At 62.2% G+C, this 16,449-nt stretch carries 14 protein-coding genes and 1 pseudogene; 9 read left to right on the top strand and 6 right to left on the bottom strand.

Translation table 11 applies throughout. The features are described 5' to 3' along the window. Window positions 1-9: 9 nt before the first annotated feature. Complete coding sequence (locus tag ACODSK_RS06720; protein ID WP_489014783.1) at window positions 10-2,361, bottom strand: TonB-dependent receptor; 2,352 nt, start codon at window positions 2,359-2,361, stop codon at window positions 10-12. 210 nt (window positions 2,362-2,571) lie between these two features. Here ACODSK_RS06720 and ACODSK_RS06715 point away from each other — a divergent pair, with 210 nt between their 5' ends. After that, on the top strand, window positions 2,572-3,252 hold the full coding sequence (locus ACODSK_RS06715) for a Fe2+-dependent dioxygenase (protein WP_489014782.1): 681 nt from the start codon (window positions 2,572-2,574) through the stop codon (window positions 3,250-3,252). A gap of 3 nt (window positions 3,253-3,255) precedes the next feature. After that, window positions 3,256-4,005, top strand: coding sequence for a tetratricopeptide repeat protein (locus ACODSK_RS06710; RefSeq protein WP_489014780.1), 750 nt, complete (start codon window positions 3,256-3,258; stop codon window positions 4,003-4,005). A gap of 147 nt (window positions 4,006-4,152) precedes the next feature. Here the strand turns inward: ACODSK_RS06710 and ACODSK_RS06705 are convergent, their stop codons facing one another. Beyond that, window positions 4,153-5,316, bottom strand: coding sequence for a type III PLP-dependent enzyme (locus ACODSK_RS06705; protein WP_489014778.1), 1,164 nt, complete (start codon window positions 5,314-5,316; stop codon window positions 4,153-4,155). 663 nt (window positions 5,317-5,979) lie between these two features. On the opposite strand from ACODSK_RS06705, the gene ACODSK_RS06700 reads away from it, so the two are divergent. The 3 genes from ACODSK_RS06700 (at window position 5,980) to ACODSK_RS06690 (ending at window position 9,987) form a co-directional block, all read left to right on the top strand. Further along, entirely contained in the window at window positions 5,980-6,468 is a 489-nt protein-coding gene (locus tag ACODSK_RS06700) for a sigma-70 family RNA polymerase sigma factor (RefSeq protein WP_489014777.1), read from the top strand. A 17-nt stretch (window positions 6,469-6,485) separates the two neighbouring features. Continuing rightward, a complete protein-coding gene (locus ACODSK_RS06695; RefSeq protein ID WP_489014776.1) occupies window positions 6,486-7,457 on the top strand; it encodes a FecR family protein in 972 nt (323 codons plus the stop codon). 82 nt (window positions 7,458-7,539) lie between these two features. Continuing rightward, entirely contained in the window at window positions 7,540-9,987 is a 2,448-nt protein-coding gene (locus ACODSK_RS06690) for a TonB-dependent siderophore receptor (RefSeq protein WP_489014775.1), read from the top strand. A gap of 112 nt (window positions 9,988-10,099) precedes the next feature. Here the strand turns inward: ACODSK_RS06690 and ACODSK_RS06685 are convergent, their stop codons facing one another. Genes ACODSK_RS06685 through ACODSK_RS06670 form a run of 4 tightly spaced genes read right to left on the bottom strand, consistent with a single transcriptional unit; the run spans window position 10,100 to window position 13,536 of the window. Further along, on the bottom strand, window positions 10,100-11,254 hold the full coding sequence (locus ACODSK_RS06685; protein WP_489014773.1) for an osmoprotectant ABC transporter ATP-binding protein OsmV: 1,155 nt from the start codon (window positions 11,252-11,254) through the stop codon (window positions 10,100-10,102). Then, a complete protein-coding gene (locus tag ACODSK_RS06680) occupies window positions 11,251-11,904 on the bottom strand; it encodes an ABC transporter permease (RefSeq protein ID WP_489014772.1) in 654 nt (217 codons plus the stop codon). The genes ACODSK_RS06685 and ACODSK_RS06680 overlap by 4 nt, the downstream gene beginning before the upstream one ends. Next, on the bottom strand, window positions 11,901-12,809 hold the full coding sequence (locus ACODSK_RS06675) for a glycine betaine ABC transporter substrate-binding protein (RefSeq protein WP_489014771.1): 909 nt from the start codon (window positions 12,807-12,809) through the stop codon (window positions 11,901-11,903). Before ACODSK_RS06675 ends, ACODSK_RS06680 begins: the two co-directional genes overlap by 4 nt. A gap of 13 nt (window positions 12,810-12,822) precedes the next feature. Further along, entirely contained in the window at window positions 12,823-13,536 is a 714-nt protein-coding gene (locus ACODSK_RS06670) for an ABC transporter permease (RefSeq protein ID WP_489014769.1), read from the bottom strand. Between the two features lie 386 nt (window positions 13,537-13,922). On the opposite strand from ACODSK_RS06670, the gene ACODSK_RS06665 reads away from it, so the two are divergent. From ACODSK_RS06665 to ACODSK_RS06650, 4 genes and pseudogenes are all read left to right on the top strand, one after another. Beyond that, on the top strand, window positions 13,923-14,279 hold the full coding sequence (locus ACODSK_RS06665; protein WP_489014767.1) for a type II toxin-antitoxin system RelE/ParE family toxin: 357 nt from the start codon (window positions 13,923-13,925) through the stop codon (window positions 14,277-14,279). After that, a complete protein-coding gene (locus ACODSK_RS06660; RefSeq protein WP_489014765.1) occupies window positions 14,276-14,605 on the top strand; it encodes a helix-turn-helix domain-containing protein in 330 nt (109 codons plus the stop codon). The genes ACODSK_RS06665 and ACODSK_RS06660 overlap by 4 nt, the downstream gene beginning before the upstream one ends. Window positions 14,606-14,709: 104 nt before the next feature. Further along, window positions 14,710-14,772, top strand: a pseudogene (locus ACODSK_RS06655) (hypothetical protein); the annotation flags it as partial. A 203-nt stretch (window positions 14,773-14,975) separates the two neighbouring features. Beyond that, window positions 14,976-16,181, top strand: a complete 1,206-nt coding sequence (locus ACODSK_RS06650; RefSeq protein ID WP_489014763.1) for a tyrosine-type recombinase/integrase — start codon at window positions 14,976-14,978, stop codon at window positions 16,179-16,181. Window positions 16,182-16,449 lie beyond the last annotated feature (268 nt).

Genomic DNA, 16,449 nt, shown 5'->3' with positions numbered 1-16,449 from the left:
CAGCGTCCGTCAGAAGTGGAAGCTGGTGGTCAGCAGTGTGGTACGACCCGCCGCCTGGTTGGCGAAGTGGGTGCTGTAGGCCTTGTCGTAGTAGACCTCGTTGGTCAGGTTCTGCACGTTGAGTTGCAGGTCGACGTTCTTGGTCAGCTTGTAGGCGGCCATGGCGTCGTAGCGGACCCAGCTGTCGACCATGGTGGTGTTGGCCACGCTGCCGTAGACCTCGTCGGTGTAGAAGGCGCCGCCGCCGATGGTCAGCTTCGGCGTGACCTGGTAGGTGGTCCACAGGCTGGCCGCGTTGTTCGGCAGGTTAGGCAGTTGATTGCCATCGTTGGCCTTGCCCATCGCGCCGCCATCGATCTGGCGACCTTCCATGTAGGTGTAGCCGGCGAAGACCTGCCACTTGTCGGTGATCTTGCCGCTGGCCGACAGCTCGACGCCGTCGACGCGGGTGGTGCCGACGTTCTCGTAGGTGGTGGCATCGACCTGGACGCGGGCGTTGTCCTTCTCGGTGCGGAAGACCGCACCGGTCAGGGACAGGCGGTTGTCCAGCAGGTCCCACTTGGTACCGATTTCGTAGTTGGTGGTTTCTTCCGGCTCCAGGTCGCTGGACAGCAGGTTGCCCGAACGGTCGGTGGTGCCGCCCAGCGGGTTGTTCTCGGTGCCTTCGCCGAGCATGGCGCCCGGCGGGGTGGCCGAGGTGGCGTAGGAGACATAGATGCTGCCGTTGTCGGCGGGTTTCCACACCAGGCCCAACTGGCCGGTGAAGAACTCGCTGGTGTCCTCGCCTTCGGCGCGCACGCCCTTGGCGCTGACGCTGGTGGCACCGTTGGCGGTGTAGGTGCGGTACTCGGTCTCGAAGTGGTCGTAGCGCAGGCCCATGTTGACCAGCCACTGCGGGCTCAGCTCCAGGGTGTCGAACACGTAGATCGCACGGGTCTTGCTCTTGGTGGTGGTGCCGGCGTAGTTGCGCGAGATCGTACCGTTCCACGGATCGTCCGGGTTCGGGTTGCTCAGCGAGGTGCAGTTGTAGCCGCTGGAAGCGATGGTGCCGACGGTGCAGTTGGTGCTGGACGGCGTAGTCGAGGTGATCGGCGTCAGTGGCGTGGTGTCGGTGTTGACGTTGTAGCTCGAACGCTTGCTCTCTTCGCGGCTCAGTTCGATACCGGTGGAGAAGCTGTTCTTGAAGCCGGCGATGTAGAAGTCGCCGAACAGGTCGGTCTGGTTGGTGGTGGTGGCGGTGTTGCCCACCCGGGTGTTGGCCCGGCGCCAGACACTGCCGTTGTTGACGTTGCGCTGGCTGTCGTCCGGCTGGGTGAGGATGTAGTCCTGCATCGAGTTGCCGTGGCGCAGGGTGTTCTTGATGGTCAGCGCGTCGGTCAGGTCGTGCTCGACAGCGATGGTGGCGATGTCCGTGCGCGCCTTGCGGAAGTCGCGGTTGGTCAGGCCGTAGAAGTTGCTGCTGTCGCCACCGTCGATCGGCTTGCTTGGGTCAGCCGAGGTGCGCGCGGCGCTACCGCCGGCCGGGATCGAGTACGGCACGCCGGAGTCCGGCAGGTCGTCGCTTTCGACGTGGTACCAGTCGAGGTTGACCCGGGTATCGGTGCCCAGGCCGAAGGCCAGGGACGGGGCGATGCCCCAGCGGTCGTAGTTGACCTTGTCGCGACCGGCGACGTTGCTTTCGTGGCTCATCAGGTTCAGGCGACCGGCGATGCTGTCGGTGAACTGGTAGTTGCCGTCGAAGGTGTAGCGCTGGGTCTGGTCGGAGCCCCAGGTGAAGCCGCCGTCGAAGGAGTTGCCCAGGTGCGCTTTCTTGCTCACCAGGTTGATGCTGCCGCCTGCAGCGCCACGGCCGCCGACCGCGGAGTTCGGGCCCTTGCTGACTTCGATGGATTCCACGGCGAACAGCTCGCGGCTCTGTGCGCCGGTGTCGCGCACGCCATCGATGTAGGTGTCGTTTTGCGAGTCGAAGCCGCGGATGAACGGACGGTCGCCTTGCGGGTTGCCGCCTTCACCGGCACCGAAGGTAATGCCCGGCACGGTGCGCAGGGCGTCCTGCAGGGTCAGGGCATTGGTATCCTTGAGGACTTGCTGCGGAACCACGGTGACCGAGCGCGGGGTGTCGATCAGCGGAGCAGTGTATTTCTGCGAGGATGCCTTCTCCACCTTGTATTCGGTGCTGGCCGGTTCGGCCTGGGCATTGATGCTGGTGGCATCGAGGGTCATGGGACCAGCCGCCTTGTCGGTGACGGGCTCGTCGGCATAGGCCATGTGCGCTGCGGACGTGGCGGTGATGGCGACACCGATGGCGGATGCGAGCAAGCGCGGTGAACTGACAGTGGCTGGAACGAATTGACGCGACATCAGGTGGACCCCCTCCCAAGGTTTCGAGGGGGCGGAATATAAGAGCAACTGATTGGCACTCACAATTGAGAAAGCCTTGCATTTACATTCTTTACACCTTTTTCACGGAATTTTGCCAAGGATCAATGTCCGTCCCTCGGCAAGGGCTTGTGGCGGTCAGATAAGAATCAATACCATTGGCAACTTTTTCCGTTCAGGTGCCAAACCGCCATGCTTTTACACATTCCCGGCCTGTTTACCCGTGAGGAAGTGCTGCGCATCCGTGAGGCACTGGAGCAGACCGACTGGGCCGACGGCAAGATCACTGCCGGCTACCAGTCGGCCAAGGCCAAGCACAACCTGCAACTGCCCGAAGGTCATCCGCTGGCCAAGGAGATCGGCGCGGCGATGGTCGAGCGTCTGTGGAGCAACCCGCGCTTCATGTCGGCAGCGCTGCCGCACAAGGTGTTTCCGCCGCTGATCAACTGCTATCGCGAGGGTGGCAACTTCGGTTTCCACATCGACAACGCCGTGCGCCAGCCCAAGGGCAGCGTCGAGCGGGTGCGTACCGACCTGTCCTCGACCCTGTTCTTCAGCGATCCGGAGGATTACGACGGCGGTGAGCTGGAGATCCAGGACACCTACGGCATGCAGCGGGTCAAGCTGGCGGCGGGGGACATGGTGCTGTATCCGGGCACCAGCCTGCACCGGGTCAACCCGGTCACCCGTGGCGCCCGTTATGCGGCGTTCTTCTGGACCCAGAGCCTGGTTCGCGAGGACAGCCAGCGTGCCCTGCTGTTCGAGATGGACAACGCCATCCAGCAACTGAGCGCCGATGTGCCGGATCACCCGTCGTTGCTGCAACTGACCGGCACCTATCACAACCTGCTGCGTCGCTGGGTCGAGGTCTGAGGCATGGCATTCCAGTTGCGGCGTGAGGAAGTGGTGGGCTCGGATGAACTGGGCCAGATGCTTGAACAAAGCCCGGCCAAGGCGGCTCAGGCGCTGTTGCTGGCCTCGGCCAAGGGTGCGGTCGAGGCCCAGGCATTGCTTGGGCAGATCCTCCTGGATGGGCGTGGCATCGAGCGTGACGAGGCGTTGGCCCGGACCTGGTTTGGCATTGCCGCGCAGCAGGGCAGCCTGATGGCCCACAACATGCTCGGACGCTGCCTGGAGCACGGCTGGGGCGGCGAGGTGGACGAAGCCCAGGCGGCGCTGCATTACCGGCATGCCGCCAATGGCGGGCTGGACTGGGGCATCTACAACCTGGCCAACCTGCTCGCCACCGGGCGCGGCGTGACCCAGGACCATCAACTGGCACTGGCCTGCTACCGGCGGGCGGCGCAGATGGGGCATGCCAAGTCGATGAACCTGCTCGGGCGTTATCTGGAAGAAGGACTGCACTGCCAGGCCAATCTGGCGGCGGCGCGGGACTGGTACCGGCGTTCGGCCGAGGCCGGGGATTTTCGCGGGCAGTTCAGCCATGCCGCAGTGCTGGCGGCACAGGGCGAGCTGGACGAGGCGCTGAAGTGGTTGCAGGTGGCGCTGGAGGGGGGCAATGCCAACTTCCTGCGGGTGGCCGGGCCGGCGCTGGAGCAGGCGGTGCAGCCGGAGATCCGGGCTTTGGCGGGGGCTTATCGGGAGCGTTTGGCTGAGCTTGTGTAGCGGTCTCTAGGGCCTCATCGCTGGCAACGCCAGCTCCCACAGGTATCGCGAACGCCGCAAATCCTTGTGGGAGCCGGCGTTGCCGGCGATAGGTCCCTAAAGGACAAGGCCAAAAAAAGGGGCTGATCACTCAGCCCCTTTTTTCATTTACAGGTAGTAAGCCTTCAGCGGCGGGAAGCCGTTGAATTCGACGGCGCTGTAGCTGGTGGTGTACGCACCGGTCGACAGCCAGTACAGACGGTCACCGATCGCCAGGTTCAGCGGCAGGCCGTACTTGTAGTGCTCGTACATGATGTCGGCGCTGTCGCAGGTCGGGCCGGCGATGACCACTTCTTCGGTCTCGCCTTTCTTCTCGGTCCAGATCGGGAACTTGATGGACTCGTCCATGGTTTCGATCAGGCCGGAGAACTTGCCCACATCGGTGTAGATCCAGCGCTCGACGGCGGTACGGGATTTACGTGCGACCAGTACCACTTCGCTGACCAGGATGCCGGCGTTGGCGATCAGCGAACGGCCAGGCTCGAGGATGATTTCCGGCAGGTCGTCGCCGAAGTCTTCCTTGAGGAAGCGGATGATCTCTTCGGCGTAGGTTTCCAGGCTGTTGGTACGGGTGATGTAGTTGGCCGGGAAGCCGCCACCCATGTTGATCAGCTTGAGCTCGATGCCGTCTTCTTCCTTCAGGCGCTCGAAGATCACCTTGACCTTGGCGATGGCGGCGTCCCACACGGAGATGTCGCGCTGCTGCGAGCCGACGTGGAAGGAGATACCGTAAGGCACCAGGCCCAGGTCGCGGGCGAGGATCAGCAGGTCCATGGCCATGTCGGTCTGGCAGCCGAACTTGCGCGACAGCGGCCAGTCGGCAGTGGTGGAGCCTTCGGTGAGGATGCGCACGTAGACCTTCGAACCCGGTGCGGCCTTGGCGATGTTGCGCAGGTCGGCTTCGGAGTCGGTGGCGTACAGGCGCACGCCCTTCTCGTAGAAGTAGCGGATGTCCTTGGATTTCTTGATGGTGTTGCCGTAGCTGATGCGCTCCGGGCCAACGCCGCGGCCCAGCACCTTGTCCAGCTCGTAGATCGAGGCGATGTCGAAGCTCGAACCTTTCTCTTTCAGCAGGTCGATGATCTCGACCGCCGGGTTGGCCTTGACCGCGTAGTAGACCTTGGCGAATTCGAAGCCGGCGCGCAGGTCGTCGTAGGCCTGGCTGATCATCTGGGTGTCGATGAGTACGAACGGGGTTTCTTGCTTGTCGGCGAACGCCTTCATTTTCTGGAAGGTTTCACGCGCAAAGTAGTCTTCGACCTGAATCGACATACCTGGGAACTCCATGGGCAAACTGAATGAATAAGTGGCTGCAACTGAACGCCCTCCGTATCCCCACTTTGGTTCGCCTACTTCCCAAGGCATGTCGCCGAAAGCAAAAAGGTCAACCGCGCGCGATACATTGCTGCTGCGGGTGACCTTGCTGTCTCGTCGTCAGTACTTGAGCCGGATGGATCGTTTCCAGCATGGACGTTCGGCGCGAACTTTAGGACCTGAGGGGTTCAAGATCAACTAAAAATGTCGCTTTTTCGTACTCCTCGGCGGCCTGTTGTCGACGTGTTCCTTTCATAACCGACTCAGGTGACAGCCATATGTTCCGCTGGATCGCCGTTGCGTAAAGAATTGTGGAATAGCTGGCAAAGTGCTCACTTTTCCAGAACTTCGGCACTCACCCTTTCAATTGGCGCATTTCGCTCCAAGTTACTCTTCACTTATTAAAGATGACCGTTTGTCGACACTCGCCGGAAAGCTGTTTCAATCGGCTGAGTGTTCATATTTATGGCCACCCGCTTCAGGGGTGTTCAGCGCGAAAAAATTTTCTCCGCGTTCGCCCGGATGCCTTCGATCGGCAGACCCAAGCAGGGATTTGCCCGGCTTAACGAGAAACATTACTATTCGCGCGCTTTCCCACTGCCTGACGACGACCTTCCTACCGTGTCTCGACACAAAGGCTTCCTCGACCACTACCACGAGCTGATCGGCACCTGGACGCGCAAGCTGCGCAATCGCCAGCAGGCCGAGGACCTCGCCCACGATGCCTTCGTTCGCGTTCTGGAAAGCGAGCAGGGCGCGGTGGTGCAACCGCGGGCGTACCTGCACCAGACCGCGCGCAATATCGCCGTGGATGGATACCGTCGCGAAGACCGCCGCCAGTCCCTGGAGCTGCAGGCCCTGGAGCTGACCCCGCAGGTGGAAGACGACCCGGAGGCGTTCATGAACGCACTGCAATTGGCCGACAGCGTCGAGCGGGCACTGGCCGAGTTGCCGCTTAACTGCCGTCGGGTGTTCGTCTGGCAGAAGCTCGAAGGTCTGACCCAGGCGGAGATCGCCGAGCGCATGGGCCTGAGCAGGAACATGGTGGAAAAGTATATGATCCGCACGCTTCGCCATCTGCGCGAGCACCTGGATGTGTCGACGAGATGAGTCAGGCGAATGGTTTCATGAATCAGGACGTGAGTCCCGAGCCGATGGAGGCCGCACGCGAGCAGGCGGCCGAATGGTTTGCCCGCGTTCAGGACGGGCCGCTGTCGTCCGCGCAGCAGGCCGGCTTCGAGGCCTGGCTGGCCGAGGATCCCCTTCACCGTGACGAATACGCCGTGCTGGCCGAGCTATGGCAGGCTAGCGATCTGCTGCCCCGGGCGCGGCTGGAGGCGTTGTGCGTGGAGGACAAGGTCAGCACCTTGCCGCGCCGCCGTTTCGTGCAGCGGGCCCTGGCCGCCGGGGTAATGGCTGCCGCCGTGGGCCTGGGCTGGCTGGGCTGGCAGCAACACGGGCTCGACTACCACGAACAGTTGCACACCGGCCTCGGCGAGCGCCGCCAGGTCGAGCTGCCGGATGGCTCCCACCTGGAGATCAACGGTCGCACCCGCCTCGAAGTGCGTTTCAGCGCCGGGCAGCGGGATATCCGCCTGGAGCAGGGCGAGGTGATGTTCAGCGTCGCCCACGACAGCGAGCGTCCCTTCGTGGTGGATGCGGGCAACGGCACGGTCACCGTGACCGGTACCCGCTTCGACGTGCGCCGCGACCCCGGCCAGACCCGGGTGGCGGTGGAGCAGGGCTCGGTACGGGTCCAGGGCCATGGCGAATCCCGGGCGCTGCTCAGTGCCGGGCTCGGCTCCCATATAGATGAAGAAGGTAACGTCGCCGCGGCCTACAAGATCGACGCCGCCGCGCTCACCGCCTGGCGCTCCGGCAAGCTGGTGTTCAACGACGCGTCCCTGGCCCAGGTGGTCGAAGAGGTGTCGCGCTATCGCGAACATCCGCTCAAGGTGGCGCCGAAAGCCGCGAAGCTGCGCCTCAGCAGTACCTTCCGCGTCGACGATACCGACGCTCTGCTGCGGGCCTTGCCGAGCATCCTGCCGGTCACCGTGGTGGCCCATGCCGACGGCTCCCAGGAAATAATTTCAAAATAGATTCAGGTATTTTTTCAGTTGTTCGTCTTCCTGCCTGACTTGTAACTGCCAAGCATTTTCATTCTCAGGAAGTCCCGAAGACGTGAACAACAACAAGCATGCTCCGCGTTCCGCTGGCCGCTCGCGCTGGCTGCCTCTGGCGCTGGCCCTGGCGGTCAGTGCCGGCATCGGCAACAGCTACGCCGATTCGACCCCCACCGCTATCCACATCCAGGCTCAGCCGCTGGCCACGGCGCTGAACCAGCTTGGCCAGCAGACCTCGCTGCAACTGTTCTTCAGCCCCGACCTGGTGGCGGGCAAGCAGGCCCCGGCGGTGTCCGGCAACCTGGCGCCGGAGCAGGCGCTCAAGGCTCTGCTCCAGGGCAGCGGGCTGACCTACGAGATTTCCCAGGGCACGGTGGTCCTGCAAGCGGTGAAGACTGGTTCGCAGGCGGCCAATGGCACCCTGGAGCTGGCGCCCACCGATATCTCCATGGTCGGTGACTGGCTTGGCGATGCCCAGGAAGCAGTGGTGCACAACCATGCCGGCGCGCGCACCGTGGTGCGTCGCGAGGCGATGATCGAGCAGGGCGCGATGAATGTGCGCGATGTGCTCAAGGGCATTCCCGGCGTGCAGGTACAGGACTCCAACGGCACCGGTGGCAGCGACCTGTCGCTCAACGTCGGCGTGCGCGGCCTGACCTCGCGCCTGTCGCCGCGCTCCACCGTGCTGATCGACGGCATTCCGGCGGCCTTCGCCCCCTACGGCCAGCCGCAGTTGTCGATGGCGCCGATTTCCTCCGGCAACCTCGACAGCATCGACGTGGTACGCGGTGCCGGCTCGGTACGCTACGGGCCACAGAACGTCGGCGGGGTGATCAACTTCGTGACCCGGGCGATCCCGGAGAAAGCCACCGGTGAAATCGGCACCACCCTGGAAACCTCCCGCCACGGCGGCTGGAAGCATATCGACACGGCGTTTCTCGGTGGCACCGCCGACAACGGTATCGGCGCTGCGCTGCTGTATTCCGGGGTCAACGGCAACGGTTATCGCAGCAGCAACAACGGCAACGACATCGACGACGTGCTGTTCAAGACCCACTGGGCGCCGACCGAGCAGGACGAGCTGTGGCTGAACTTCCACTACTACGACGGCAAGGCCGACATGCCCGGCGGCCTGACCCAGGCCCAGTTCGATGCCGACCCGTACCAGTCCGACCGTGACTACGACAACTTCAGCGGCCGGCGCAAGGACGTGTCGCTCAAGTACCTGCGGCAGATCGACGACGTCACCCAGTTCGAAGTGCTGACCTACTACACCGACAGCTTCCGTGGCAGCACCATTGCCGCCCGCGACCAGAAGACCCTGTCGTCCTTCCCGCGCAGCTACCACACCTTCGCCATCGAGCCGCGGGTGTCGCGGATGTTCTTCACCGGCGATGTCACCCAGGAAGTCAGCGTTGGCTACCGCTACCTGAAGGAAGCCATGCACGAACAGGCCAGCCGCCTGGCGCTGGTCAACAACGTGCCGGTGGTCACCCCGACCTCCGATGGTCATGTCTACCAGGACCGTACCGGTGGCACCGAGGCCAGTGCCTACTACATCGATGACAAGATCGACGTCGGCAACTGGACCATCACCCCGGGTATCCGCTTCGAGCACATCAACACCGATTGGAACGACCGTCCGGTGCTCGGCACCAACGGCGTGCGTGTCCAGGCCAAGAGCCGCAGCATCACCAGCAACGAGCCGCTGCCGGCATTGAGCGTGATGTATCACCTGTCCGATGCCTGGAAGCTGTTCGCCAACTACGAAACCTCGTTCGGCAGCCTGCAGTACTTCCAGCTCGGCCAGGGCGGCACCGGCAACGAAACCGCCAACGGCCTGGAGCCGGAAAAGGCCAAGACCTACGAAATCGGTACCCGCTACAACAGCGAGCATTGGGGCGGCGAGCTGACCGCGTTCTACATCGACTTCGACGACGAACTGCAATACATCAGCAACGACGTGGGCTGGACCAACCTTGGCGCGACCAAGCACCAGGGCATCGAGGCCTCGGTGCGCTACGACCTGGCCGGGCTGGACCCGCGCCTGGACGGCCTGAGCGCCAATGCCGGCTTCACCTATACCCGTGCCACCTACGAAGGCGAGATCCCCGGCTTCAAGGGCCGCGACCTGCCGTTCTACTCGCGCCAGGTAGTCAATGCCGGCCTGCGCTACCAGGTGGACCGCTGGACCTGGAACCTGGACGCCTTCGCCCAATCCAAGCAGCGCGCGCCGGGTACCGGGATGAATGCCGACGGCAGCTTCACCGGTGACTACATCACCACGCCGAGCGCCGACGGGCAGTATGGCGACATTCCGGGGTATGTGACCTGGAGTGCGCGGGGCGGGTATGACTTCGGCAAGGAACTGTCCAACCTGAAGCTGGCGGCGGGGGTGAAGAACATCTTCGACAAGCAGTACTACACGCGCTCCAGCGACAACAACTCGGGGATCTACCTGGGTGAGCCGCGGACCTTCTATGTGCAGGCCAGTGTAGGGTTCTGATCCTTCGACCAGCCTTGATGGCCTCATCGCCGGCAACGCCGGCTCCCACAGGTATCGTGATGCACGCTGAACCTGTGGGAGCCGGCGTTGCCGGCGATGAGGCCATCAAGTTTTACACAGCAGCTTCGGCAGGAGAGACGATGCTGGTCTTGCCCCCGCGAGACCGACCCGAACTCAGGTACGCCGCAATGGACTCCTGAGTCACCTCGCCCAGAAACACCTGGTTGGCATCCAGCACCGGCAGCCATGCGCGGTTGAACTCGTACATTCGCGACAACAGGATGCGCAGGTGCTCGTCATGGGCCGCGGTGGCGTTGAACGGCCGCAGGTAGTCGGCACACACGCCTTGCTGCCGGTGCAGGTCGCGGCGGCGCACGTAACCCAGCGCGCGGTTCTCGCCATCGGTCACCACCACGTACTTGCGATCGTGCTCGTCCATCAGTTCCAGGGCATCGGCCACCGCCATCTCCGGGCTGGCCGACGGTGCGTTGTCCGCCGCGTCCTCCGCGCGCACCAGCAACAGGCGCTTGAGGGTGCTGTCCTGGCCAACGAAGTTGCTGACGAACTCGTCCGCCGGGTGCGCCAGCAAGGTGTCCGGATGGTCGATCTGGACCAGCTTGCCGGCACGGAAAATGGCGATCTTGTCACCCAGCTTGATGGCTTCGTCGATATCGTGGCTGACCATGATCACGGTCTTGTTCAGCGCCCGTTGCATCTCGAAGAACTCGTTCTGGATCATCTCGCGGTTGATCGGGTCGACCGCGCCGAACGGTTCGTCCATCAACAGCAGCGGCGCTTCGGCCGCCAGGGCGCGGATCACGCCGATGCGCTGCTGCTGGCCGCCGGACAGCTCGCGCGGGTAGCGCTGCAGGTACTGCTTGGGTTCCAGGCGGATCATGCTCATCAGCTCGCGGGCACGGTCATGGCATTTCTGCTTGTCCCAGCCGAGCAGGCGCGGGACCACGGTGATGTTTTCCTCGATGGTCATGTTGGGGAACAGGCCGATCTGCTGGATCACGTAACCGATGCGTCGGCGCAGGGTCACTTCGTCGAGGCCGGTGGTGTCTTCGCCGTTGATCAGCACCTTGCCCGAGGTCGGCTCGATCAGGCGGTTGATCATCTTCAGCGTGGTGCTCTTGCCGCATCCGGACGGGCCGAGGAAGACGCAGATCTCGCCTTCGTTGACGGTCAGGCTGACCGAGTCGACTGCCTTGACCTCCTTGCCATTGCTTTGGAAGGTTTTCGAGAGGTTCTGGAGTTCGATCATTTGAGCAGTCCTTCTGGGGTCAGCGAACGTTGCAGGGCTTGCAGCAGCAGGTCGGCGGCGATGGCCAGGAGGCTCACCAGCACGGCGCCGACCAGCAGCATCGACATGTCGCTGCGGCTGATGGAGGTCAGGATAAGTACGCCGAGGCCACCGGCGCCGATGGTGGCGGCGATGGTCATGACGCCGATGTTCATCACCACGGCGGTACGCACCCCGGCGAGGATCACCGGCACGGCGATCGGCAGTTCGACCATGCGCAGGCGCTGGCCGAAGGTCATGCCGATGCCGCGGGCGGCTTCACGGATGCCCGGCTCGACGTTGGTCAGGGCCAGGTAGGTGTTGCGCATGATCGGCAACAGGGAATAGAGGAACACCGCGGTGATCGCCGGCAGCGGGCCGAGGCCCTGGCCGAACTTCGAGTAGAACGGCAGCAGCAGGCCGAACAGGGCGATCGACGGTACCGTCAGCAGCACCGTGGCGCTGGCCTGGAGCGGGCCGGCGAGGGCGGGGAAGCGGGTCATCAGGATGCCCAGCGGCACGCCGACGAGAATCGCCAGGCTCACGGCGATGCCCACCAGGGCCACGTGCTGGCCGGTCAGTTGCAGCACTTGCGCCCAGTCGAGATGGGCGAAGGTATCCAGCAGGCTCATTGCGCATCTCCTTGCAGCGGGTGTTCACGCAGGAAGTCGTCGGCCACCTTGCCCGGGCTCTGGTGCTCGACATCGACCTTGGCGTTGAGCTGGCGCATGGTCTCGTCGTCCAGTTGCTCGGCCAGTGGTTTCAGCAGCGTGGCCAGCTCGGGGTTGGCATCGAGCACCGCTTTGCGTACCACCGGCGCGGCGGTGTAGTCGGGGAAGTAGTGGCGGTCGTCTTCCAGCAGCTTGAGGTCGAAGGCGCTCAGGCGGCCGTCGGTGGTGTACACCAGGCCGGTGAACACCTGGCCGTTGCGCAGCGCGGTGTAGACCAGGCCGGCGTCCATCTGGCGGATGTCCTTGCGGGTGAATTGCAGGTCGTAGGTTTCGGTGAGGCCGGCGAGGCCATCCGGGCGGTTGGCGAACTCGGTGTCGAGGGCCAGGACGTGGGTCTTGCCTGCTTCGTCGCGCAGCACCTGGTTGAGCTGGCTGATGTTGTTCACCTGCGGGTAGGCCTCGGCCACCTTGCGCGGCAAGGCCAGGGCGTAGGTGTTGCTGAAGCGCGACGGCGCGAGCCAGACCAGGTCCTTCTTCGCGTCCAGTTCCTTGACCCGCGCATAGGTGGCTTCGGCGCTCGGCATGCGCTCGTCGATATGGTTGTAGGACACCAGCGACACCCCGGTGTATTCCCAGACCATGTCCAACTGGCCGCTTTCCTGGGCGCTGCGGGCCAGGTTGCTGCCCAGACCGCCGGTGATAGTGACCTCGAAACCATGCTGGCGCAGGTAGCGGGCGGTGATTTCGGCGAGCACGGTCTGCTCGGTGAAGACCCGCGCGCCAATGCGGATCAGCGGTTTATCGGCGGCCTGGGCAAATCCTGCGAACAGCAGGGCCGCGCCCAGGAGCAAGGCGATTCGTTTCATGGTGATCCCTCGGTCAGTTGGTCAGGCCGCGTTCCAGCCAGCGGCGGCTGCACTGGCTGACCAGCGCGTCGAGCAGCAAGGCGAGCAGGGCGGTACAGGCCGCGCCCAGCAGCAGTTGCGGCTGATTGTTCAGGGCGATGCCGGGGAAGATCAGGCTGCCCAGGCTGTTGGCGCCGATCAGGAATGACAGCGGCGCGGTGCCGACGTTGATCGCCAGGGCCACGCGCACGCCGCCGACAATGATCGGCACGGCATTCGGCAGCTCGACCTGATACAGCGACTGGCGCGGGGTCATGCCGATGCCGGTGGCGGCTTCCTTGAGCGAGGCGGGGACGTTTTTCAGGCCTTCGTAGGTGTTGCGCACGATGGGCAGCAACGAGGCGAGGAACAGCGCGAAGATCGCGGGGCCGGCGCCGATGCCGAGGATGCTCAGGGCGATGGCGAGAACGGCGAGGGGCGGAACAGTGTTGCCAATGTTGAAAACCTGCATGAAGCGTTCGGCGCGGTCGACCCGGTGCGGTCGACTCAGGGCAATGCCGGCGGGAATGCCCACGGCCAGCGCCGCCACCATCGACAGCAGCACCAGCATCAGGTGCGCTTGCAGGTAGAACCACAGATCGGCGCGGTAGTGCGCGATCGTATCGATGCCGATCCAGTGGATCAGCAGGGCCAGGATGACGAGCGCGGCGGCACATCCCATCAGCCCCTTGCCATAGCGTGCAGCCATAGGCGGACTCCTTTTTTATCGTCGGCGCGCAGATACCCGTGCTGTCGCCATTCCAGGCGACGGGCGATCTGTGCGCGAAAAGCGGCGGCGAAAAAGCGCGCCATGAGCGAAGCCCCGTCAGGCTCGTGTTGCCGGTGAAACCACCCCCGACCAACGGTCATTGCAGGGGAATGGACGCCTCCATCGCTTTAAAGGTTCCCATCGAATGCGGCATTTGGCCAGCGTTAATCCCTGGGGTGTATGAAATTTCGCACGAGAAACGAGCGTGATTCTTACCGGGAGGCGTTGAATTACCTGCTGTTGGGCCGTTAGTCGCGAGGGGCAGCATTTACCTCCGTACTTCTTGCGAATAGTCGCTTGAGGGAATATTCCTTCGGAGGTATTTTATGGCGTGGGCGGTCAATTTTTGTACAGAGTTCGCTGAAGAGGTGCAGCGTTCCGATCAATTGTTCAAAGAGCAATTGGCGGTGCATCTGGGGCTGTTGAGGGAAATCGGTCCTCTGTTGGGCCGTCCCAGGGTGGATACGTTGAGAGGCTCTCGCCATCAGAACCTCAAGGAACTGCGGTTTTCTTCCAATGGTTGTGTTTGGCGCGTCGTGTTCGCATTTGATCCATCCCGCTGCGCCGTGGTCTTGGTCGCAGGTGACAAGGCAGGCGTCAATCAGGAGCGTTTCTACAAGGGCTTGATTGCTTGCGCGGATGAGCGATTTGACAGATATCTGGCAGGAGGTGCCGGGAAATGACAATGACACTTGATGATTTGATGGACAGCTTTTCTCCAGAGCGCAGGGCATGGATAGAGGAGCAAGCCCGTGAGCTGATTCGTGAGGAGTTGACCCTGCAGGCTTTGCGCCGGCAGTTGGACGTTACCCAGGAAAGCCTTGCCGAGCGATTGGAAATGGGCCAGGCCAATGTCTCGAAAGTGGAGAACCGCAGCGACATGTTGATTTCGACTCTGCGCGGTTATGTCGAGGCGTTGGGAGGACGGTTAGAGCTGGTTGCCTGCATGCCGGGTCGTGCTCCGGTAAAACTGCAGGGTTTCACTGACAGCTCGCCGGCTGCTGAGTAGATTTGTACGCTTTAGTATCCATATCAGGGGACCCGATTTTGGTCCCCGCCCGACTTCAGGTATGATACCGCCCCTTTTTTCAATCCCCAGTCAGGCGATTTCCCATGACCAACCAGGCCGCCGAAGTCGCGAAGCGCCGCACTTTCGCAATCATTTCCCACCCCGACCTTACCCTCTAGGTCAGGCTGCGACAGGCCCTGCCATATTCTCAAATAATCTACTGATTTTATTGAAGAATCCCTGAGCACCCGCGACAATCAAAGACATCCGAAGACAGGCTGAGCCACATGTTTTATGTACACAGCAGCGTACATAAATCAGCCCTTCGGAGACCTTGAAAAATTATGTACGCGAAATCCGGGGAGGGCTCATGGCAATCTCGGATACCTGGCTCAAGGCCAACAGCGGCAAACCTCGTGCGATCCGGGAAGAGAAGGCAGACCGCGACGGTTTAAGCGTGCGCATCACGCCCAAGGGCAAAATCACCTTCCAGCTGCGCTTCCGCTATGACGCGCGCCCCTGCCGTCTTGATCTTGGCACCTATCCCCTGATGTCACTCAAAGACGCACGTGCGGAATCGCAGCGTCTTCGTGCCCAGCTGGAGCAGGGACATGATCCCAGGGTCGTCAGGCAGTTGGAAAAGCAGGCGATCCTCCAGGCTGACTCCGTGGAGTCCCTGTTCCGGCAGTGGTATGCGGCCTACTGCAAGGGCAACAAGAAGGGCCATCACGAAATCCTGCGCTCCTTCGAAATCCATGTGTTCCCCAAGATCGGCCATCTTCCGGCAGGCAAAGTCACCCTGCATGAATGGCTGGCACTGCTGGAGCAGCAGGCCAAGGTCAGGCCCGGCATCGCCGACCGCATCCTGGTCAATGCCAAGCAGATGCTCAAATGGGGCGTAAAGCGCCAGCTCATTCCCAGCCATCCACTCTCCGATATCAACGCCAAGGAAGACCTGCAGATCAAAAAGGTCGCGGGCTCTCGCTCCCTGTCCAGTGATGAAATCAGGCTCGTATGGAAGGCCATCGAGCAATCGCGCATGGCAACCAAGAACAAGATCTTCCTGAAGCTCTGCCTGATCTATGGCTGCCGCAATGGCGAGCTACGTGTGAGCGAGAAGGGGCATTTTGATTTCAGGGCGATGGTCTGGACGGTGCCGCCTGGAAACCACAAGCTCGGCAAGAACTCCGGTAAGCCGCTGCTGCGCCCCATCACGCCGGAAACTGAAAGCCTGATCCGGCAGGCCATCGACTTGAGTAAGGGCAGTGCTTACCTGTTCACCAACAGCGGCACAGATGAGCCGATGGGGACGGGGGCACCCCTGCAGCTGCCATACAACATCATGCAGTGGCTGCGCCGACACGAGAAATATGAGATGGCGCACTGGTCGGTTCACGACCTGCGCAAAACAGCACGGACGAATTTTTCAACGCTGACCGAACCTCACATCGCCGAAATCATGCTCGGCCATAAGCTGCCCGGCAGTTGGCAGGTTTATGACCAGTACGACTATCTGGCTGAACAGAAGGAGGCCTACAGCGCCTGGTGCAAGCGTCTGAGCAGCCTCACCGAATAGTGGGGTTCTTGTTGGCGTAAATAGTTCCTCAGCTTGTTGTGGTGTTATGAATCAATGGGTCGTAGTGGTTTGATTATTTTTTAGCTATACGTTATCGATCAACTTTCCATTTAAAATCAGGGGAAAAGTCATTGAAGCAATTTTGACAGATCCAATGATACTGATCTTTTGTTTTGTAACCCTCCATAAAGTCCCCATCTTGCAGAGAAAATTTTCCTCCGCAAAACTCGCAGTGATCATGATCCCATCCTGGGCGGTATGGGAGGTA

The organism is Pseudomonas sp. FG98 (assembly GCF_057808595.1).
The sequence above is the reverse complement of the archived record's forward strand: the minus strand, read 5'-3'. Positions and strand labels throughout refer to the sequence as shown.